This window comes from Cryomorpha ignava (assembly GCF_010686655.1).
GTDB lineage: Bacteria > Bacteroidota > Bacteroidia > Flavobacteriales_D > Cryomorphaceae > Cryomorpha > Cryomorpha ignava.
Map to the genome: position 1 here is coordinate 77,779 of NZ_JAAGVY010000008.1, position 18,782 is coordinate 96,560.

The following is an 18,782-nucleotide window of genomic DNA, read 5'->3' on the forward strand; positions in this document are numbered from 1 at the left end:
GCAATAATTTAGTGCTTAGATAAATCTGTAAAGTTTAATATTCATAAATAATCAATGCACATTCACTAAATGCATAAAAGTGATCATTGAGCTGATAAATCTATCACGGTCGCAGCTCACCTTCCTGGCTTATATCTACCTTATTTCCGGTTATGGCGCCATAGGCCATTTTAAAGAGCGTAACCGCTTTATTGCTTTTTGGCTCCCAGTACTGAGCCTCTTTCGGATTTACAACAATAGCTCTGATTTTGGGATCACCGTCGCCGTCAAACCACGAATCATCTGCACTTTGATAGAGATCTTTGATTATAACTCTATCTGCAACAAGATGGGCCTCGCCATATAGATTAAGGAATTCCATATTGCCGGGCTTGCTGTATATTAGTTGCACTTTTTCATTCTGCGCAATGTGCTTGGCTGTATCATGTTCGATACTTGTCAAAAACCAAATGTTCCCCTGATTATCTACTTTTTTAGTACTCATTGGGACGGAGTGAAGTGGGGCGTTCTCCAGGTTGGTAATAAACATAGTGAAGTCTATTGCTTCTGCAAGATCCTTTATTTTTTCAATTGCTTCTTCGTTGTATTTGTCTTTAATGCTCATAACAGTATTTTTCTTAAGTAGGACAATATTAGTGCCTACTGTAAGGAAACGCTTTTAACATGATCTAAAAATCGCTGCAAGTACTGGTTACAAAGCGAAATTTAAAAAGTGAAATATTGTGTAGAGTCTAGTATTGGGGAACGTATTGGGAAGAACCGCAACATTCTGAGGGCAATTATTTCCTCATGAGAGGCAAGAAAAAAGAGCTGAATTTAAGAGGAATGTTGGCATGAGTGGTACGGTTAGCTAAATATCGCCAGTACCTTTCCGTTCAATTCTTTTCCAATTTCGGCCACGTTATACCCTTTTGTTTTCAGGTTCATTTTCTCAAAAACAGTTTTTTCTGAAATGCTGAAAAGAGTCAAATTTGCACGAACACCTTCTTTTATTTCGGGAATCTCTAAGTCGAGAATACGCCGGGGATTAATGCTGAAAGTGGCTACAAGTTTAGCTAAATCCATTGAGCTGCCCACGGCTGTATAAAGCACCGGAAAGAAAGATTCGATACTGGCCATTCCAAAATTGGCGTAATCGAACTCCAGTTTTTTATGCTCTTCATCTTCGGGGCTGTGATCAGAACTTATTACGTCTATCTTTCCCGATTTGAGGAGCTTAATAAGTTCTTTTCTATTCTGTTCTGACCGAAGTGGAGGAAGAACTTTAAAATTCGTGTCAAAATTTTCGAGCTCATTTTCGCTGTAGGCGATGTGAGCGGCAGTGGTTTCACAAGTTATCCGCAATCCGTCCTTTTTCGCGGAAGCGATACGCTTTATAGACATTGCCGATGAAACCGGGCCGAGATGAAGTCGCCCATTTGTGTACTCGAGGAGGGTTAGGTCGCGTGCAACCATCATCTCTTCGGCAATAGCCGGAATACCTTTTAAGCCGAGCAGTGTAGATTGTACACCTTCATTAATTTGCCCATTTGGAATGAGCGTGGCATCGTAAGGGAAATGGATAACAGTTGCATCAAAATTTTTGGTGTAGAGAAGTGCGCGGTGCAGCAATCCCGATTCTGAAATAGATTCTTTATCGTCACTAAATGCTTTTGCCCCGGCGCGGTACATATCGTACATTTCGGCAAGGCTCTCGCCGGCGCGCTTTTTAGAAATCGTACCAATTGGTACAACTTGTACTTTACCCGATTTTGCCCGATTGAGCAAATACTCCACTGCCCCCTTATTGTCTATCGGCGGATTGGTAGATGGCATAAGCGCCACAGCGGTAAATCCGCCATTTGCAGCAGCCTTTAATCCACTTTCCAGATCTTCTTTTTGCTCATCGCCCGGATCGCGGAAATTGGCGCGCATATCCATCCAGCCTATAGATACACAGAGTCCTTCGCTTTCAATAACCTTATCAACCTCGGTTTTTATAGAAGCAGCAATTTTAGTAATCTTACCGTTTTCGATTAAAATATCCCTTTTCTTTCCATTGTCGGGATGGCGTTCATCTACGATTGTGGCTTTTGAAATGCGGATTTTCATGCGGATCAGGTATTATATCTGTGGGGTCTGAACTCTGGTTTTTTGTGTTTTCCAAAAGCGTAAAAGGAGTGTTTCGGCAAGGAGGAAAATCAGAGCTAAAATTAAGCAGATTTTCCACAGCTCGGTGCCTTTGCTCGCTTTCTCAATTCTTCTGCTCAATTGAGCAGAATCGCCATCGTAAATTCTTATTGGATTTCCGGGAATAGCCTTTACTGTTTCTTCCAGTTCGGCCATGGTATACGAGGCGAGATTGCTCTCTGAACGTGGGTAGTTTAAACCAACTGCGGCCAGCGTGTCGTTTCCCAAAATTACGTCGTAATTTCCAGCTTCGGTTACATCAGGGCCGGGGTTGATTTCTATTCGCCCATTGCGCACATTGTGCTGTGGTATTACGTCAACTTTTCCATCTATTCCCACCAAGTGAAATACAGATTCTGTTCCCATCGCCATTCCCGGAAGGGTAAAATAATTGCCTACATCTATCGCGTTTACTGAAGTGGAGCGGCTCATCTCGGCCATGCGCAACGTGGTGGCTACAAATAAGGCGTGTCGCGAAAAGCTATTGCCGGGAATGCTTAGCGGGGCAGCCAGGGCGTAAAAATTTCCCTGACCGGTATTGTAACTTGTCAGGAAAATGTCGCCGTTGCCCAGGGTCATCAAATCGTCTGCATTTGAACTTAATGAACGTGAATATTTGAGGTATTTCTCGGCTTTTGGCAAATCGATATTTCGCGGAAGCTTCTGGAAAATTCCTTTGTAAAGCGGGTGCTCGGTGTTTAAGCTGCGCACTTGAAAATTGCCAGTAACGATTTTCGCAATTCCACCCGCATCCATATCGGCGAGAAAGCCATTGTACTGATCTAAATCCGGATTTTCGGACGGGATAAGCCAAACGCTACCACCACTTGAAGCAAATGTTTTAAGCTCTGCCGAAAGGCCAGACGAAATTTGATTTAACTCATAAAGAATAATCAAATCGTAATTGGGAAGCTCCGCATAGTTCACGTCGTTTACAGATACGGTTTGATATACATAGCTCGAGTCGCCTTTAAAAACCGCTGTAAGATACGGATCGCGCTCGGCATTGTTTGGCCTGATAGCAAGGGTGTTAATCTCTTTAAATACGTTGTACGAAAGGTTGTAAGTATCGTCGTAAGTTACCGGAAAATCATCTATCGTAACCGAAAGGCGCTTGATGCCGGGAGTGTCATGGACAAACGAAAGAATGGTGTCTGTCGCGCTATTCGCGGAAGCTCCAAAACTACCTATTGCTGCCTGCGCTCCATTGATCGTGAGCTTAAGGGGTACATCTTTCACCGCTTCAGATCCCGTATTGGCAATGCGCACATTCAACTTTTCAGAATCGCCTATTTTGCGAACGGGCGACGAAAACCAAACCGAATCGATGTAGAGGTTGGCGGGAGAATTTCGATTGATATAAACCAGTGAAATGGTACTTGTGGTATCGGTTTCAATTTCGGCTAAGTTGTATCTAGATTTTTGAAAATCGCTAATAATGTAGTTCTCTTTTACGTTTCCCGAATCGTCTGATTTTAGCAAATCGTTTTGCCGGTTTAGTATTTCTTGAATGCCGCGCGATTGTGGGCTCACCGCAATGTTTTGTACCATATCGGTAAACTCATTTTTGCCGACAAGGCGCTGGTGCTTCCCTTCAAAATCTTGGGTAAGCAATTGAAAACGATCTGTAGCGGCGTAGGCTTCGGCAATATCTAAAGCCCTGTTTTTGGCTACTTCGAGCATCACACCCGCTTCGCTCTCGCCTTCCATGCTAAAGGAATTATCTATAAAAACCGAAACAGATTTTCCCGTTTCTAAGGCAGTTGTGTCGTTTTCGGCAATAAATGGCTGGGCAAATGCAAAGACCAAAAAGGCAACGGCCAGGAGGCGCATTAAAAGAATAAGCAGATGCTTTAAACGGTTCTGACTTTGCGTTTGATGTTTAATTTCCTTCAGAAACCGCACATTGGTAAAGGGAATGCGCTTAAACCTCCTGAAATTAAAAAGGTGTATGATAACGGGTATCGCAAGGGCAGCAAGGGCGTAAAGAAAAGCTGGATATAAAAACTGCATACAGACGTACTCGTTTATGATCGTCGGGGGTCAAATATACATTGAATGTTTTAAGAATCAAGGATGCGCGCACACCGGATTAATAAAACCTGTTAATGCTGCGTGTTTCAGCTCTGATAAGACATTTAAGTGTCTGACCAATAGAGTTCAATAACCAGACGCGCGAACTTTCGACCATAGGGAGTGCGTACATATGCCAAGGAGTCCCGCTGTGGCGGGATGACTGTTTGCAAAAGAGGTGCAAAGCAGATAGCGGACTTTATATAAAGATGCTATTTTAATAAGGAAGCGCGTCGGTACTATCAAAAGTAGAATTGGTAAGTTGCTCTTCTTTCTTTGACTCCAGGTTGCGTTTAAATATTTGTAAAACACCGTCAATTCGCTTATTATAATAAATTGATTTTCCGGATTTAGCCCAGGCGGGATACGCAGCATTCTCTATTACGAATTTAGGTCCAAGACCATTTTCTGAAGAGTAATCATAAACTTCTAACTGCCCGTTTATAGCAATAGCTACCTGCTTACCATCAGGCGACCAGTCGTAGCTCGACATGCGCGAAGAGGTTTCGTAGAGGGAATAATTCTTCATTTCGTTTTCGTCAAAAAGCATAAACGAATTTTTATTTGGCTCATTTTGAATATACGAAATCTGTTTTTCGCCCGGCACGATGCGCAGCGAGTTACGCGCGCCTCCTCGTAGTCCGATTTCACTCATTTGTCCGCTTTCCAAATCTTTTCGATAAAGGGTCTCAAAGCGCCCATCGGTTGACTTGAAATACAAAGCCTCTTTTTTTGAAGGACTCCAGAGTGGTTCAGACTCAATAGATTCTTTAGTAGTAATACGTACTAAGTTTGACCCATCTAGATTGCTGGTGTAAATGTCACGGTTGTTTTCGGCTGACGACATGAAGGCAAGTTTATTGCCATTTGGCGACCAGGCGGGGAAGCCTTCGATTGCCGGACTGTTCGTTACGTTTACTGTCTCGCCGCTCTCTAAATCGTATATATAAACATCCCAGTTGCCAAAGTCTTCGCTCATATAGGCAAGTTTTGTGCGGTCGGGAGATAACATTGGTTTTGAGATTTTTACCGAATCATTTAAGAGCGGTTCGATATTCCCTTTTCCGTTCATTTTATAGAGTTGCTCAATGCCGGTTTCTTTGGTGATTAGTAAAATGGGATCTTTGCCTTTATCAGAAGTGCACGAAGCCAGTATTAGAAAGGGCAAGCAGAGAAGTAAAAGTTGTTTCATTTCCAAATTTTATTGAGCGACGAATGTACACAGATTATAATTTTAGGGCGGATGGTTAGTTTTAAATTTTGGTAAATGGGATTTAAAGGGATGCCAAGTAATAAGGACTTGTGGGAAAAGAGTTGCCACTAATGTGGTTATTGAGCATGTCGAAATGCACGAATAAAGATTTTGTGGCGGGAAAAAAATTGCCACGAACTTAGCGAAAGCGATCTCACCGAAGGTAATGCACGAATAAGTGTTTTGTGTTTATTTTTCTGTTGGGTCGTTCTTAAAAATTAAATCCACTTATGAACCATTAAAATGTGCGGTGGCGCCCTTCAGGGATCTTATCTCTATACACATCGTCAGGTGAAATTCAATTTTTAATTTTAGATCATACAATTGTCTGAATACCAAGGCCTTCCCGCACCCTATCCCAAATTAGCGTAACGACTCACGAATACCTTATAAAATAAACACTTATGAGTAAAAGGGCACCACCGCACACCTCTTATAAGGGAATAATGGTATTCATAAAAATACCACCTCACCACGACCTGAAGGTTATCTGAAATTATGGTTCTCATGGAACATTAATGTGTGCGTTGGAAGCTCCCCATTTAGGCGATGTGCTGAGCTTGTCGAAGTAGGTTGGGTGTGCGCGAAGCATTGATAGACAGTGCTTTGGATTGTCGTAGAAATGGATTTATTGAAATAAGGATTCTAAAAGTATCATATTTCTTCGCTCCTACATTATACCAAGTAAGTTAGATCTCAAAAGATGTGTTGCATTGAGCGGCGTCGAAATGTGTATAGAGATTAGCTCAGTGATGGGGCGGGAAGGCGTTTTTATGGAACTATCACTCACCACCTTTAGTCATTCCCAATTTCTCTTCTGCAAAAGCAGAAATAGCCTCGAAAACCTCAGGAACAGCTCCAGATTGTAAATCGCTGGCAATAACGTGGTTGTTTGCCGTTGGGAATTCAACCAAAACGTTTTTATCGGCTGGTGTGCCTAGGTTTTTATGCATATCACGCACAGCAGATACTTTAATCACCGGGTCTTGATTTTCTTCATTCCGGTAATAAACACCGCTAAAAACAGGGCAATGCACTTCCCGATAGGTGTCATTGGTGGCAATCGTTTCTACCAATTCTTCAAGCGCCACAACCGCTTCAAGTCTATAGGTAGAATACCAGAATTTCTTGTATTCATCGCTCGCTTCAACGGTTCTAAAATCGCCACCAAAAACGAGTCTGGCAATTTGCAAACCCCAGGGATCGTTCAGCAGAAATGCAGCAGGATCGTTTATTTCCATATTGGGCGAAAAGTTAATCAGGCCTTTTATTTCGGGATAGGTTGCAGCGAGCTTAATGGCGAGCGTGCCCCCGGTCGAAGTGCTCATTATTACTACTTCGTCGCCCAGATTTTTGGCTATGGCATATGCCTCCTTTGCAGAATTCCAGAGACGGTCGGCGGTGAGTTGAACCATTGCATCAGTGGTGTCTATGCCGTGATCTGAAAGCCGAGCCAGATAAAGATTGCAACCGTATTTCTCTGCGAATCGCACATGTGTTGGGAAACCTTCGCGTCGGCTGGCCGAAAACCCGTGGAGGTAAAGTATGGACACCTTCGTTTTGGATTTTATTGATGGATCGTTCCAAACAATTTTCGCTTCATTCCCTCGTTTCAGCGTGTGCAGCGCATTCTGATTGTTTACAAAGTCTTGTAACTCTGTATGATTCTCAGGGATTACAGAGAGGGCAGAGCCGTATTCGGGTGTTTTTGGCGACGGCCCCAGAAAATACACAATTGCCAGAAGCAGAATAGTTAAGAGGAGCTTTATCATAGCTGCAAATTTGATTTATTTATCAATACGAAGCGTATTAAAAATGGGTACGCACTTAGCAATCCGGTGATTTGATTTTTAGAATTAAACTCAGTATTTCTCAAAGGCGCCAAGTCCAAACAGGGCAAAATCGTATTTAACCGGATCTTCCGGGTCTAATTTTCTTAGCTTTTCTGTGAGTTCTACAACAGCTTTCCAGTCGTCTTGCTTACGCGAAAGGAGTTTGAGTTTGCGCGCAACACGCGAAGTGTGCACATCGAGCGGGAGATATAGCTGGGCGGGCGACATGGTTTTCCAAATTCCGAAATCTACGCCCTTTTCGTCTGATCGAATCATCCAACGCAAATACATATTCATCCGCTTGGCAGCAGATCCTTTTAAGGGATCGGGTAGGTGCTTTTTGCTTCTCACCAAATGTGGGCCAGAGAAGAAATTAGTTTTAAATGTATTCCATCCGGTACCGGGATTTTGCAAATCGACTTTAAAACTTTCGGCTATAGCGTTTTCCAGCCCGCCTTCTGATCTGTATATTCGCTGCAAAGCATTTAAAAAAGCCAGCAAATCATCGTAATTAAATGTGCGGTGAACAAATCCCTGAAACCGGGCTAAGTCTTTCTCCTTAAAGTTGAGAATAAAATCGTGCGGAGCATTGTCCATCAACTCCATTAGTTTTAGCGCATTGTTAATGATGGTTTTGCGCTGACCCCAGGCAATTACAGATGTCAGGAAGCCAGCGATTTCAATATCTTCCTTCTTTGAAAAGCGATGTGGAATCTGAATAGGATCGGTCTCAATAAAATCGGTGCGATTGTATTGTTCAGCCTTTTCATTCAGTAAAACTATTAATTCTGATTTCTTCAAATTGCAATTTTTGGCAGTGGCGCTGCAAATTTACCATCAACCATCGTAAGTGTTCGATCGGCCATTTTTGCCAGATCTTTATTATGAGTTACGATTACAAAAGTTTGATTGAATTCCTGGCGAAGCTCAAAAAACAAGTTGTGCAGATGGTTTGCATTTTTTGAATCGAGATTTCCTGAAGGTTCGTCGGCAAAGATTACTGCGGGACTGTTCATCAATGCGCGAGCTACGGCCACGCGTTGTTGCTCACCGCCAGACAGCTGTCCGGGTTTGTGATCTTTCCGGTGGCTCAAGCCCAGCCTTTCTAGCAATTCCGATGCGCGGATAGCTGCTTTTTCTTTGTTTAAGCCGGCAATAAAACCGGGCATACACACATTTTCCAGTGCAGTAAACTCGGGTAATAAGTGATGAAACTGAAAAATAAATCCGATTTCCTGATTTCGGAAAACCGACAATTCACTTTTACTGAGTTTGTTAATATTCGTGCCTTTAATAAACAGACTACCCGAAGTAGCTTTATCAAGCGTGCCAAGAATTTGCAGCAAAGTTGTTTTTCCCGCACCTGAATCGCCGACAATTGAAACCACTTCTCCAGCTTTTATCTCCAGATTCACGCCCTTTAACACCTCTAAATCACCGTAAGTTTTTATAATTTTACTCGCCTTGATCATAAGCCTGCGAAGATAGGGTTTGTGAGTAAATGAAACGAAGGGTTTTCGGAAATTATAATTTGAGGCAAAAGAATGAGCTCGGCTTTTATTCCTGTTTATAGTTTAAGGCATAAAAACAGCTTTACATCATTGGATCACCTTAGCAAATAGTTGGATCAGACTCGCTACTCTGCTGGAACATTACTGCTCACTATTTGCAAACCCACAATAGAAATAACAAGTGTTGAGAGAAAAAATAAGCGCCAAAAGGTTATCGGTTCTTTAAATAAAATAATCCCCATTATCACTGTTCCAATCGCACCTATGGCACCCCATACGGCATATGCTGTTCCTACCGGTATGGCATTCTCGCCACCCATAGCTTTAAAAAGAAGCAGCATGCTTATGCTTACGCAAATAATAAAGGAGAGCAACCACATCCACATTTCTTTGCCTGAGGCATGTTGAGCTTTTCCAAGACTTATTGCAAAGCCCGTTTCAAATAGACCGCCGATCAATAGAAATATCCAGTTTATACCCATTTGGATGTCAGTTAATTAAGTGTAATTTATCGAAAAGAACGCCATCATCTTTTATCGTAGCGGCTTACCCTCTTGATATATCGATTAGAAACGAATGTCATTTAAGCAGGGCAATCTGCTTGCTGTCATTCGCCGAAAAGGAAAAGCTTGACCCAATTAGAAAAAAGGCTTATTTATATTTCTTGTGTTTTTTCTTTTTCTTCGATCGGGCATTCATATACCTCGCAAAAATAATTAAGGCAACAATAAAGCCGATTACAAGTCCTAATTGTGTAGTGAGTCCAACTGCTAAGATCATAGTGTTTAAGATTTTCAGGCAAAAGGTATAAAATATATTACTGGAAAGAAATTAAATCGGTAGTAATTCCCAATTGAATTCTGAAATCAGCGTATTTTCCATCCAGAAATGCACCGGTAACATCAATTCTAAAAAACCGGAATAAATTATCGATGCTGTATCCTACCTCTAAATAATGATTAACCGTGGGGGTAATAATGTGGTTGATATTGATGTTTTCTTTCACCCCGGTTAGCCGCAAAACGCGGATATTGGTAAGCAGAAACTGACGAAACTCGTAATTAATCCAAGTGCTTACGTATTGATCGTTAGTGGAATAATCGTAGTAGGGAGCAATAGAGTAACCCTGCATTTGCGCGAAGCGGGTAAATATGGTTTGATTTCCCATAAAGTGGGCGTAATCCATAAATTCCATGGTATTGTTGCGCAAAAACTTACCGGCCTCACTGCGTACAGCAATTTTTCCAAATAGGTTGAGGTCAAAGCGGTATTTCACTTCAATTTTCGCCAGGTCGTAATCTGCTGTAGATTCGTAAACACCCGGAATGGCCTTAACATAAGTTACATTAATCTCGGGTGGGTTGTTTGCTTTTGAATACGTTTCGCCGCTTTTATAATAGCGCGACCAGGGCTTCCAGGTAAAACCCAGATAAACTTTAAAAGCCCGTGAACGTCCAAAATGAGTATCTGGCATTTCGAGGCTTACGGGTGCATTTTCTGAATATTCTTTCTTAGGATTGTCAAACCACACATAATCGGTATTGTTAAACGTTTCGATGCGCTCGGTAAAAATTACCGATGGTTTTAATTTGAGGTTATGCCTTACGCGATGTTCCCAATTGGTTTCAATAAACTTTTTGTCGTACACCCGCATAAAGTGGTTTTCTACAAAGAGCGACGAAATTGCATCGGTAAATGTGGCAATAGGTTCACGTTCATTAAACTGGCTGTAATAATAGCCGCCTTCTACATTTATCTTGCTTCCTTTCATCAGGCCTTTACCATATGAAAATTCAGATTTTAGAGTTCCAAACCCTCGGTTTCGCGCGAAAGCATACCGGAAAACTGGAGAAATCTCTAGCTTCCTGTCCTTGTCAATACGTTTGAAATAGCTAAGTGCGTATTTAAAGTTCCATCCATCTACGCTATTAAACCGGATAGATGCGAGTGCATTTTTTATCTGGAGGGTATTGTCATTTCCCAAGTCATATCTGTTGCCCCATACTAAGTCATAGATTTTAAACTCTTTACCGGTATTAAGCGTGTCGCCTTCTTCGCGTTTTATTTGCTCTATGGCCAGGCTGTCTTGAAGATCATATCCTTTTTCTTCGCGAACAGTGAGTGGAATAGGGCGTTTTAGTGCCCAATAAGTGCTGTCGTTACCATAAGCTGTCGAATCTATTTTTACATCCCGCGACTGTATTACAGCGGGCTCATCGGTCTGTTGGCGCTCCTGCTTTTCGTATTGGCGCATGAGGTGTCTCAATTCCTTTCGGGTAAGCTCTTCGCCATTCATCAGTTTGTCTTCTGATGATTTTTTTGCCTTTTCCAAATCGGTTTCCGGTTTGCTGTCGCGAGATTCTATGGCTTCCTGTTCTGTTTTTTCGTCGAGTACCGTAAAGGTGTCTGCCAGTTCGTTATTTACTGTAATGTCGTATTTGCTCACCGTTGCGAGGTATTGAAACTCAAATGTAAATCCAAGAATTTTTCCTGTACCATCGTACTTGTGCGATACCGGCATCCATACACTGGGTTTTATTGGTGCAAAAACTTGATTTACTTCAATGCGAATTCCCTGAATTACAAAGTAGAGATCTATACTGTGAATAGCCCAAAGATCTTCTACAACATATATTTTTCCGGCAAAAACATCTTCGCCGCGGCTACGCGGAATAACCTGAATTTCATTTATTTGATAGCCTCTATCAGAAAAAGTACTCACGTATTTAAACTTGTAGTATGCGAAAGCTTTTGGCGAAAAAGGAGAGATAAGACCGGCAATCTCAGGTTCATACAGCGAGCTGTTAATATAATTCATCGGGCTCGTATTTTGGTCGTCGCCAGTGCTGCGAATACTAATTACCCGCTCTTTATAATCGCCTGGCCTGGTGTAGGTTATTTCCGAAACCGATTCTGTAACAAAGGTCGCCGAGGTATCTAGCCCTTCTTTTTTCAATGTCTTTTCCAAAAACCAGGGTGCATCAACCAGTCGGCCACCTCCTTTTAAATACACCTCGCATGTATAATGGTTTACTTGCTGGCGGTGATAGCTGCTTTTAGCAATGGCTTTTCGCATAATTTTATAGGCCGGGTCTTCCTTTCCTCCGTCTATTTCGGCGGCTTGTAAGGAGTATGCTTGCTGTTGTAAAACGATGTCGCGCGTTAGCAATTCACTGGCGACAGTTACCGAAATCTGCTCGCTTTTATAGCCTAGAAATTGAAAACTTATGGAATAGGTGCCCGGTGAAAGCCGAAGTTCGTATTTCCCAATTTGGTTTGTAACACTGCCCGAACCGGTTTGCTGCACATAAATTGTAGTAAAAGGCAGAGGTTCGCCGTCCTGGTCAATTACTGTTCCCCTTATGCCTTGGGCTTTTGCCAATGCAGGAATAAATAATATAGGAATGAGAAAAAGGAAAAATCTATTCATATTTTAAAACCTTGTGACGGCTAATGGTTGAAAAAAGTAACAACAAGCACAAATTTAAGTTAAAGATTGAGTTTAATGACAGGTAATTTTAAATGAAGCCTTTTGGTTGATTTTATGCGCTGAAAATAGTCTCGAGTCGCTAGTCTCGCGGCAGTTTATGGAAAAAGTAGAATTTATTGTTCCAATCGGATCGTTATGTTGTAGAATGGAAGAAGAAAGAGAGTTGAATGTAGTAAATCAGAATATTTTTCGTCGTGGAAAATTGGAATTTGTGGTGTTCTGTATTTATGGTTGGGTAATGGGGTCAGAATGAAGTTTCATTAATCGCAAACGCAACAAAAACCATCATTAATGAAAAATGTGATATAGGAGAGCCGCGATGCTCCGCATCTCTTTCTGTCGCGTTTAAAGAGATTGTTGAAATCAATCACATAAATAGTCTAATCATCAATTTTTGCCGCAGCATTACAATATCAGCGAATCCCCTAAAACATTATCTCAAAAACCACCTTGCGGGACGCCAGAAAAAGCCACCCGTAGTTTACCAAGCCAAAGGCATGGCGAGACGCCACGCTAAAAAGCGTGGTAAACTGAGGGTGTTCGAGGAGTGACTATATGCAAGCTGTTATCCAAAATAACCCACCAAACCCGGACCCCAATCATAAATCATAAATCTGAAATCAAGATTCCTTTGAATAATTAACAGGGCTGCGTACATTTGCGGCAAACAAAAATATACCCATGAACATTCACGAATATCAAGGTAAATCAATACTCAACTCATTTGGCGTGGCCGTACAACGCGGTCTCGTTGCCGATACTCCCGAAGAAGCCGTAGAAGCAGCTAAAAAAATCAACGAAACAACCGGTTCGGACTGGTTTGTGATTAAAGCGCAAATTCACGCCGGAGGCCGAGGTAAGGGTGGGGGAGTAAAAATTGCCAAAAACCTTGATCAAGTGAAAGAAATTTCTTCGCAAATATTGGGTATGCAGCTTATTACGCCCCAAACGTCTGCCGAAGGTAAATTGGTGAGCAAAGTGCTTATTGCCGAAGATGTTTACTACCCTGGCGATAGCGAGCCAAGCGAAATTTACATGAGCATATTGCTCGACAGAGCTACCGGAAAAGTTACCATTATGTACTCTACCGAAGGTGGAATGGACATTGAAGCCGTAGCCGAAAAAACGCCCGAACTTATTTATAAGGAAGTAATAAATCCAGGCCTCGGCATTCAAGGCTATCAGTGCAGAAAAATTGCTTTCAACCTTGGCCTTAGTGGCAAAGCGTTTAAAGAAATGGTAAAATTTGTAGAATCTCTCTACAATGCTTACGTAGGTTGCGACGCCAGCCTTTTTGAAATTAATCCTGTACTTAAAACATCAGATGACCGCATAATAGCTGTTGATGCAAAAGTTACTCTTGATGACAATGCTCTTTTCCGTCACAAAGATTACGCAGCAATGCGCGACCTTAGCGAAGAAGACCCTACAGAAGTGGAAGCCGGTGAAGCAGGTCTTAACTACGTGCAACTAGATGGTAATGTGGGATGTATGGTTAACGGTGCCGGTCTCGCAATGGCTACCATGGACATTATTAAATTAAGCGGTGGTGAGCCGGCAAACTTCCTAGATGTAGGGGGTACAGCCGATGCCAAACGTGTAGAAAAAGCCTTTAGAATTATCTTGAAAGATGAAAAAGTAAAAGCTATCCTTGTTAATATTTTCGGCGGTATCGTTCGTTGCGACCGCGTAGCGCAGGGTATTGTAGATGCGTACAAAAACATAGGCGATATAAATGTACCTATCATCGTGCGCCTGCAAGGTACCAATGCCAAAGAGGGAAAAGCACTTATTGATGAGTCAGGTTTAAAAGTACATTCGGCCATAGTGCTTCAAGATGCTGCCGACAGAGTTAAAGAAGTAATGGCTTAACTACATTTTCTATTCCTCATACTTTATTAGATATTTACGTTCATTGCGCGCAGTTTTATAAGCTGCGCGCTTTTATTTACTTGTTCAGAATATCTGCGCACGTCGGTCTTCACACCAAATACATTACTAAGAGAAAAATTTTAGGCAGGCTTTTTGTTTATGTGGTACCATAGCGATAAAACATTCGCAAAAAATTCACGTTTAACGATATATGCGCCCACTAATTTCATTCGTATTTTTAAGTTTTTTGTTTTGCCTTTCGGCGAATGCGCAATCAGGAACCAATGTTGATTCATATCAGGGCTTGTACCTGCTTGAAACCATAGTGGTAGATGGCGATACAATTCCAGTGGTTACGCTACGTCCAGCACATATTTCAAGCAGTAGAAAAGGGAGAAGTCAACGCTATCAGCGTCAGTACGACAAGTTGCATCGCAATGTTGTTAAGACTTATCCTTACGCAAAAGTCGCCGGAAAACTCATTAAAGCATACAATGAAAATCTTTCGCTCCTTGATACCGAAGCCGCCCGCGACGCATATCTCGATAAATGCGAGGAAGATTTAAAAGCCGAGTTTGAGGGCGAAATCAATAAAATGACACGCAGCCAGGGTGTGGTACTTATCAAACTCATAGACCGCGAAACCGGAAATACCAGCTATGAACTTATCAAGCAACTCAAAAATGGATTTACCGCTTTTATGTGGCAGGGAATAGCCGTAATGTTTGGTTCTGACCTCAAGGTAAATTACGATCCTGCAATAGATAATACCGACTACCAGATAGAAGAAATTGTGTCAATGATTGAGTCGGGTCAGATTGAAGTTGACTTACGCGACGTAAAAACCCCCGCTGCCAAAGATGTGCTCGAAGCCAAAGACAAACGCCTTCAGCGAAAAATGGAGAAGCAAAGAAAAAAGCAGAACGGTTGAGATTATGATTCGTAGCCTCCTCGATTTATCGCGAGGCATGTTTTAATTATTCCCTTGCATATGCGCACCATTACGCCAACCGTTCTCGGTACAAAGGTTGATTTATGATTAGTAGCCTCGTCGATTTATCGCGAGGCTACTTACGCACTTCCAAAGTAATTTGTTGATTTTAGATTTGTATCTTAGTAGTCTAACTTAAACACATCAACCATGATCTCCAAATTTTTCATTATCGCTGCAATTGTTGGATTGCTTCCGGGTACCTCAAATCAATCATCTAAAACTGCTCTTATATCAGGACTGGAATATGCATTAACCCAGTCGAAAATAGCTGATGCCTATGGTTTAGAAGCTACATCAGATAAAAAGAATTGTAAAAAAATTGTAGTTGTTAACTCCACAAAGAATTTAGACAAGTCTGCTGCTGCTTACTTTAACGAGTCTGAACTATGCATTGTAGCTAAGCAAAAACAGGATATGTTTTTCTTATCAATCCAGAAATATTTCGAAATAGAAAAATTTTCTGTAGATGACAACCAATACACTTTATCTCTGCAATTGATCTCGCCTGAGTATAATCCATCAGCAAACAAACAAATGTTTTGGGTCTTGAAATATAGTTTAACTGATGGGTTAATAAATGTTCAATCCTTTGATCAGGTTGTTCAGGATAATTGAAACAGCAATTAGAACGAGATTGATTTATTAAAAGCTGACTGAAACCACGTGAATCGCAAATATTCGCGTGGAGTGGTCGCAGAAAACTTCATCTAGTTTGGATTGAATAAGACGTAAATTTACTGCCGCAACGCTCAAGGCCTGAATGGCCGACATATAATAGCACAGGTCTTCAGATCCCGATCCGCGGGAGTAAGCAGCCAGCCCCGGGAGCTTAAAAATCGTCGAGGCTGTGCAGCCCTGTGTTATATAACCAAATTCATCAAAGCCTTTACAGGGCGACATATCTCAACGAAAACATGGATCAAAAACTAACAAACATATCATCATGAATGCCTGGCGGGACGCCAGAAAAAACAACCCGTAGTTTATCAAGCCAAAGGCATAGCGGGACGAGAGCGTTTGCGCACCGAATCGTAATTAGCTCAAACGAGCCTAGGAGAAACCCACATAACCATGAGAACCAGTTTATCTTGAAAAATAGAACGGGAAAACATGAAATCAATCAACTCTCTCTCTCTCTCTCTCTACAAAATTCTCAAATCCGCACATCCGCACATCCGCAAATCCACAAATCAATTACTTTTCCCTAAAGAACAACTCAACCCGTCGGTTCAAAGCCCTACCTTCATCAGTAAGATTTGACGCATACGGATCTTTTTCGCCGATTCCTTCGTTAGCAATCCGTTCGGGAATTACTCCGTTTATCACCAAAAACTCTTTTGCGGCAGCAGCCCGGTTGTCGCTCAATACCTTGTTGTAAGCATCGCTTCCTATGGCGTCCGTATGTCCTTCTATGCGCAAGGTCATATACGGATACTCATCCAGAATACGCGCCACGGCATCGAGTACTTCAATGTATTTTGCACTGATATCGTACTTGTCGTAATCGAAATACACAAAACGGATATACGTTTCGGAGTCGAGAAGCTCAGCCTTTGTCATGGTCTCAAGTGAGCGGTTTACCTGCTTGCCGCTTGCAGAAGTTTCTATGATCAACACCGGCTCTCTCCGTTCCACTTCTAAATCGGCATCCACCATTTCCAAACTGTCTAAAACAGGTTTTGAAATAGTTAAATCTGTAAGGTAAATGCTCGAAAGCGAATCGTTTCTATTGCTGCTAAAGTAGGCAGTGCCATCTTCTGTCGAATAAAAATAGGCATCAAAATACTTGGAGTTCAAAGCGTTTCCGGGATTCACCGGTTCCGACCATTGTGTCCATGAATCGTCTTGCAGCTTTGAATAATAAATGTCGTAATCATCCGGATTTTCAGGTCGGTTTGCCGAAAAGAAAAGCAGTTTTTTCTGGGTATCGTAAAAAGGACTTATTTCGTCATTGGCGCTATTCACCTCACTTCCTAAGGGTATGGGCTGAGTCCACGTCGTGCCCTGATCGCCGGAAAGGCTAATGAATAGATCGTTGTTTTGGGTCTTGCCTTCTACCGGCAACGACCAAAGTATAAAATTTTCATCGGGACTCACATAAGCGCTGTAAAATTCGGTCGTAATATTCAAATCGGGAATCACCACCGCTTTCGGATCACTCCATTTATTCGCGGAAGCGCTATAATTTATAACAGACAAACCGGGAACTGGGTCGCCGGCAGCATTGGTTTGGTTGAGCAAGTAAAGCCGGTTTCCATTTACTGTAGTGCCCACCACCACATCACTTTTTTTGGTGTTGATCTCCGAAAAGTTCTTTGCACTATCAAAAGTGTCGTCTATTAAATCGCTCGTCCACACATCCTGCCCGCTGTACTTCCCACCTTTATTGGAAGCGTGAAACGTTCTTGCGAAATACATCTTCTTGCCATCAGCGCTTATAACAGGAAAACTCTCTTCGGCATCGCTATTTATAGCCTTGGTCATTTTCTGCGCCGGAGCGAAAGATATAGTTTCGTCTTGTGCGGTAGCAGATGCACAGAATCCGATAAAACCAATGATGAGAAATAGTTTAAATGGGTTCATTCTTCTTCTATTTTTTGTTGAATTGAAATCCGAGTACAATTTCATGACTTCCGCTACTCAAATTATTAATTGAAGAGGTAACATAATCATATGCATAGCCTACCTTCATCCAGTCGTTTATGTGCAGACCTGCCAGCACAGATACGGCGTCTTCATTTCTATATGACAGTCCCAGCCAGAACTTTTCCCGAAATTCGGCCTTCACATTAACATCAACAGAGAGTGGGGCAGGACCCAGTATTTTAAATAGTAGGCTGGGCGTAAGATCTACGTTTTCAGAAACCGGAATGCTGTAGCCAACCGTTGCAAACTGGTGTATTTTTAATCTGGCATCGCTAAAGTTCATTTCAGTACCTTCATTGCCTAGATTAATCTCATTTTGAGCAATCTGATACACTGAGTATCCCAAGAATGCGCGGTCGCTGTACAGAAAAACTCCGGCGTTGATATCGAATAAATTTGATTGCGTACCATTTGCAATAAAATCGGAATAGGTATTGTCTGTTGGGTTTTCCAAAACCACCATATCGCTTCCAAAAGTAAGACCATACCAGCCAAAGCTGGTTCCAATTGCCAGCCAGTATTTATCGGCTATCGGCATATGGTACGAGTAGCTCGCCATTACCGAGGTGCGTTTAAAAAGACCGTACTCATCTATTGCCGCCATTCCTCCCACCACATGCTTGGCATAGCGAATGGTTTCAGTACTTTTATAGAGGTCGCGACGACTAATCGGGATGGAATACCGGTTTTGCAACACCTTTGGCTTTTTGCCCAGATTTACAGATCCATTTGCGTAATAGGTTTGCGGCGCACCATCAAAACCAGCCCATTGCTGTCTGAATCCCAGATTTATATCAATATCTTTATCAAGGCTCGATGCTGCAGGATTTAGCACATACATATTTTGCATATACTGGCTAAACTGTGGCAGTTGCTGTGCCATAATTCCTTGTAAAGAAAGGAAAAGCAAACCTGCGAGTATGTAGATTTTCGTTTTCATGTC

At 42.0% G+C, this 18,782-nt stretch carries 14 protein-coding genes; 3 read left to right on the forward strand and 11 right to left on the reverse strand.

The genetic code is table 11. The features are described from left to right. Positions 1 to 103: 103 nt before the first annotated feature. The 9 genes from G3O08_RS06500 to G3O08_RS06540 form a co-directional block, all read right to left on the reverse strand. Positions 104 to 604: a pyridoxamine 5'-phosphate oxidase family protein gene (locus tag G3O08_RS06500; protein WP_163284072.1), complete on the reverse strand. Its 501-nt coding sequence runs from the start codon at positions 602 to 604 to the stop codon at positions 104 to 106. Between the two features lie 242 nt (positions 605 to 846). Next, positions 847 to 2,091, reverse strand: coding sequence for a dihydroorotase (locus G3O08_RS06505; RefSeq protein WP_163284074.1), 1,245 nt, complete (start codon positions 2,089 to 2,091; stop codon positions 847 to 849). Between the two features lie 12 nt (positions 2,092 to 2,103). After that, complete coding sequence (locus G3O08_RS06510) at positions 2,104 to 4,182, reverse strand: BatA domain-containing protein (RefSeq protein WP_163284076.1); 2,079 nt, start codon at positions 4,180 to 4,182, stop codon at positions 2,104 to 2,106. 277 nt (positions 4,183 to 4,459) lie between these two features. Next, positions 4,460 to 5,434 (reverse strand): DPP IV N-terminal domain-containing protein, encoded by a 975-nt coding sequence (locus tag G3O08_RS06515; protein ID WP_163284078.1) that lies wholly within the window; start codon positions 5,432 to 5,434, stop codon positions 4,460 to 4,462. Positions 5,435 to 6,276: 842 nt separating this feature from the next. Further along, positions 6,277 to 7,266, reverse strand: coding sequence for an alpha/beta hydrolase (locus G3O08_RS06520; protein ID WP_163284080.1), 990 nt, complete (start codon positions 7,264 to 7,266; stop codon positions 6,277 to 6,279). A 90-nt stretch (positions 7,267 to 7,356) separates the two neighbouring features. After that, positions 7,357 to 8,127, reverse strand: coding sequence for a TIGR02757 family protein (locus G3O08_RS06525; RefSeq protein WP_163284082.1), 771 nt, complete (start codon positions 8,125 to 8,127; stop codon positions 7,357 to 7,359). Further along, complete coding sequence (locus G3O08_RS06530) at positions 8,124 to 8,798, reverse strand: ABC transporter ATP-binding protein (protein ID WP_163284084.1); 675 nt, start codon at positions 8,796 to 8,798, stop codon at positions 8,124 to 8,126. The genes G3O08_RS06525 and G3O08_RS06530 overlap by 4 nt, the downstream gene beginning before the upstream one ends. A gap of 164 nt (positions 8,799 to 8,962) precedes the next feature. Continuing rightward, positions 8,963 to 9,313 carry a DMT family transporter gene (locus G3O08_RS06535; protein ID WP_163284169.1) on the reverse strand — a complete coding sequence of 117 codons (351 nt, stop codon included), beginning with the start codon at positions 9,311 to 9,313 and terminating at the stop codon, positions 8,963 to 8,965. 341 nt (positions 9,314 to 9,654) lie between these two features. Further along, complete coding sequence (locus G3O08_RS06540; protein ID WP_163284086.1) at positions 9,655 to 12,267, reverse strand: DUF5686 and carboxypeptidase regulatory-like domain-containing protein; 2,613 nt, start codon at positions 12,265 to 12,267, stop codon at positions 9,655 to 9,657. Between the two features lie 741 nt (positions 12,268 to 13,008). On the opposite strand from G3O08_RS06540, the gene sucC reads away from it, so the two are divergent. The 3 genes from sucC (at position 13,009) to G3O08_RS06555 (ending at position 15,808) form a co-directional block, all read left to right on the forward strand. Further along, entirely contained in the window at positions 13,009 to 14,199 is a 1,191-nt protein-coding gene (gene sucC, locus G3O08_RS06545; RefSeq protein WP_163284088.1) for an ADP-forming succinate--CoA ligase subunit beta, read from the forward strand. Positions 14,200 to 14,410: 211 nt separating this feature from the next. Further along, positions 14,411 to 15,130, forward strand: a complete 720-nt coding sequence (locus G3O08_RS06550; protein WP_163284090.1) for a DUF4294 domain-containing protein — start codon at positions 14,411 to 14,413, stop codon at positions 15,128 to 15,130. 210 nt (positions 15,131 to 15,340) lie between these two features. After that, positions 15,341 to 15,808, forward strand: a complete 468-nt coding sequence (locus G3O08_RS06555) for a hypothetical protein (protein ID WP_163284092.1) — start codon at positions 15,341 to 15,343, stop codon at positions 15,806 to 15,808. 579 nt (positions 15,809 to 16,387) lie between these two features. Here the strand turns inward: G3O08_RS06555 and G3O08_RS06560 are convergent. Together G3O08_RS06560 and G3O08_RS06565 are read right to left on the reverse strand one after the other, a co-directional pair. Further along, on the reverse strand, positions 16,388 to 17,776 hold the full coding sequence (locus G3O08_RS06560) for an OmpA family protein (RefSeq protein WP_163284094.1): 1,389 nt from the start codon (positions 17,774 to 17,776) through the stop codon (positions 16,388 to 16,390). 7 nt (positions 17,777 to 17,783) lie between these two features. After that, positions 17,784 to 18,779 (reverse strand): PorP/SprF family type IX secretion system membrane protein, encoded by a 996-nt coding sequence (locus tag G3O08_RS06565; protein ID WP_163284096.1) that lies wholly within the window; start codon positions 18,777 to 18,779, stop codon positions 17,784 to 17,786. Between the last annotated feature and the right edge of the window lie 3 nt (positions 18,780 to 18,782).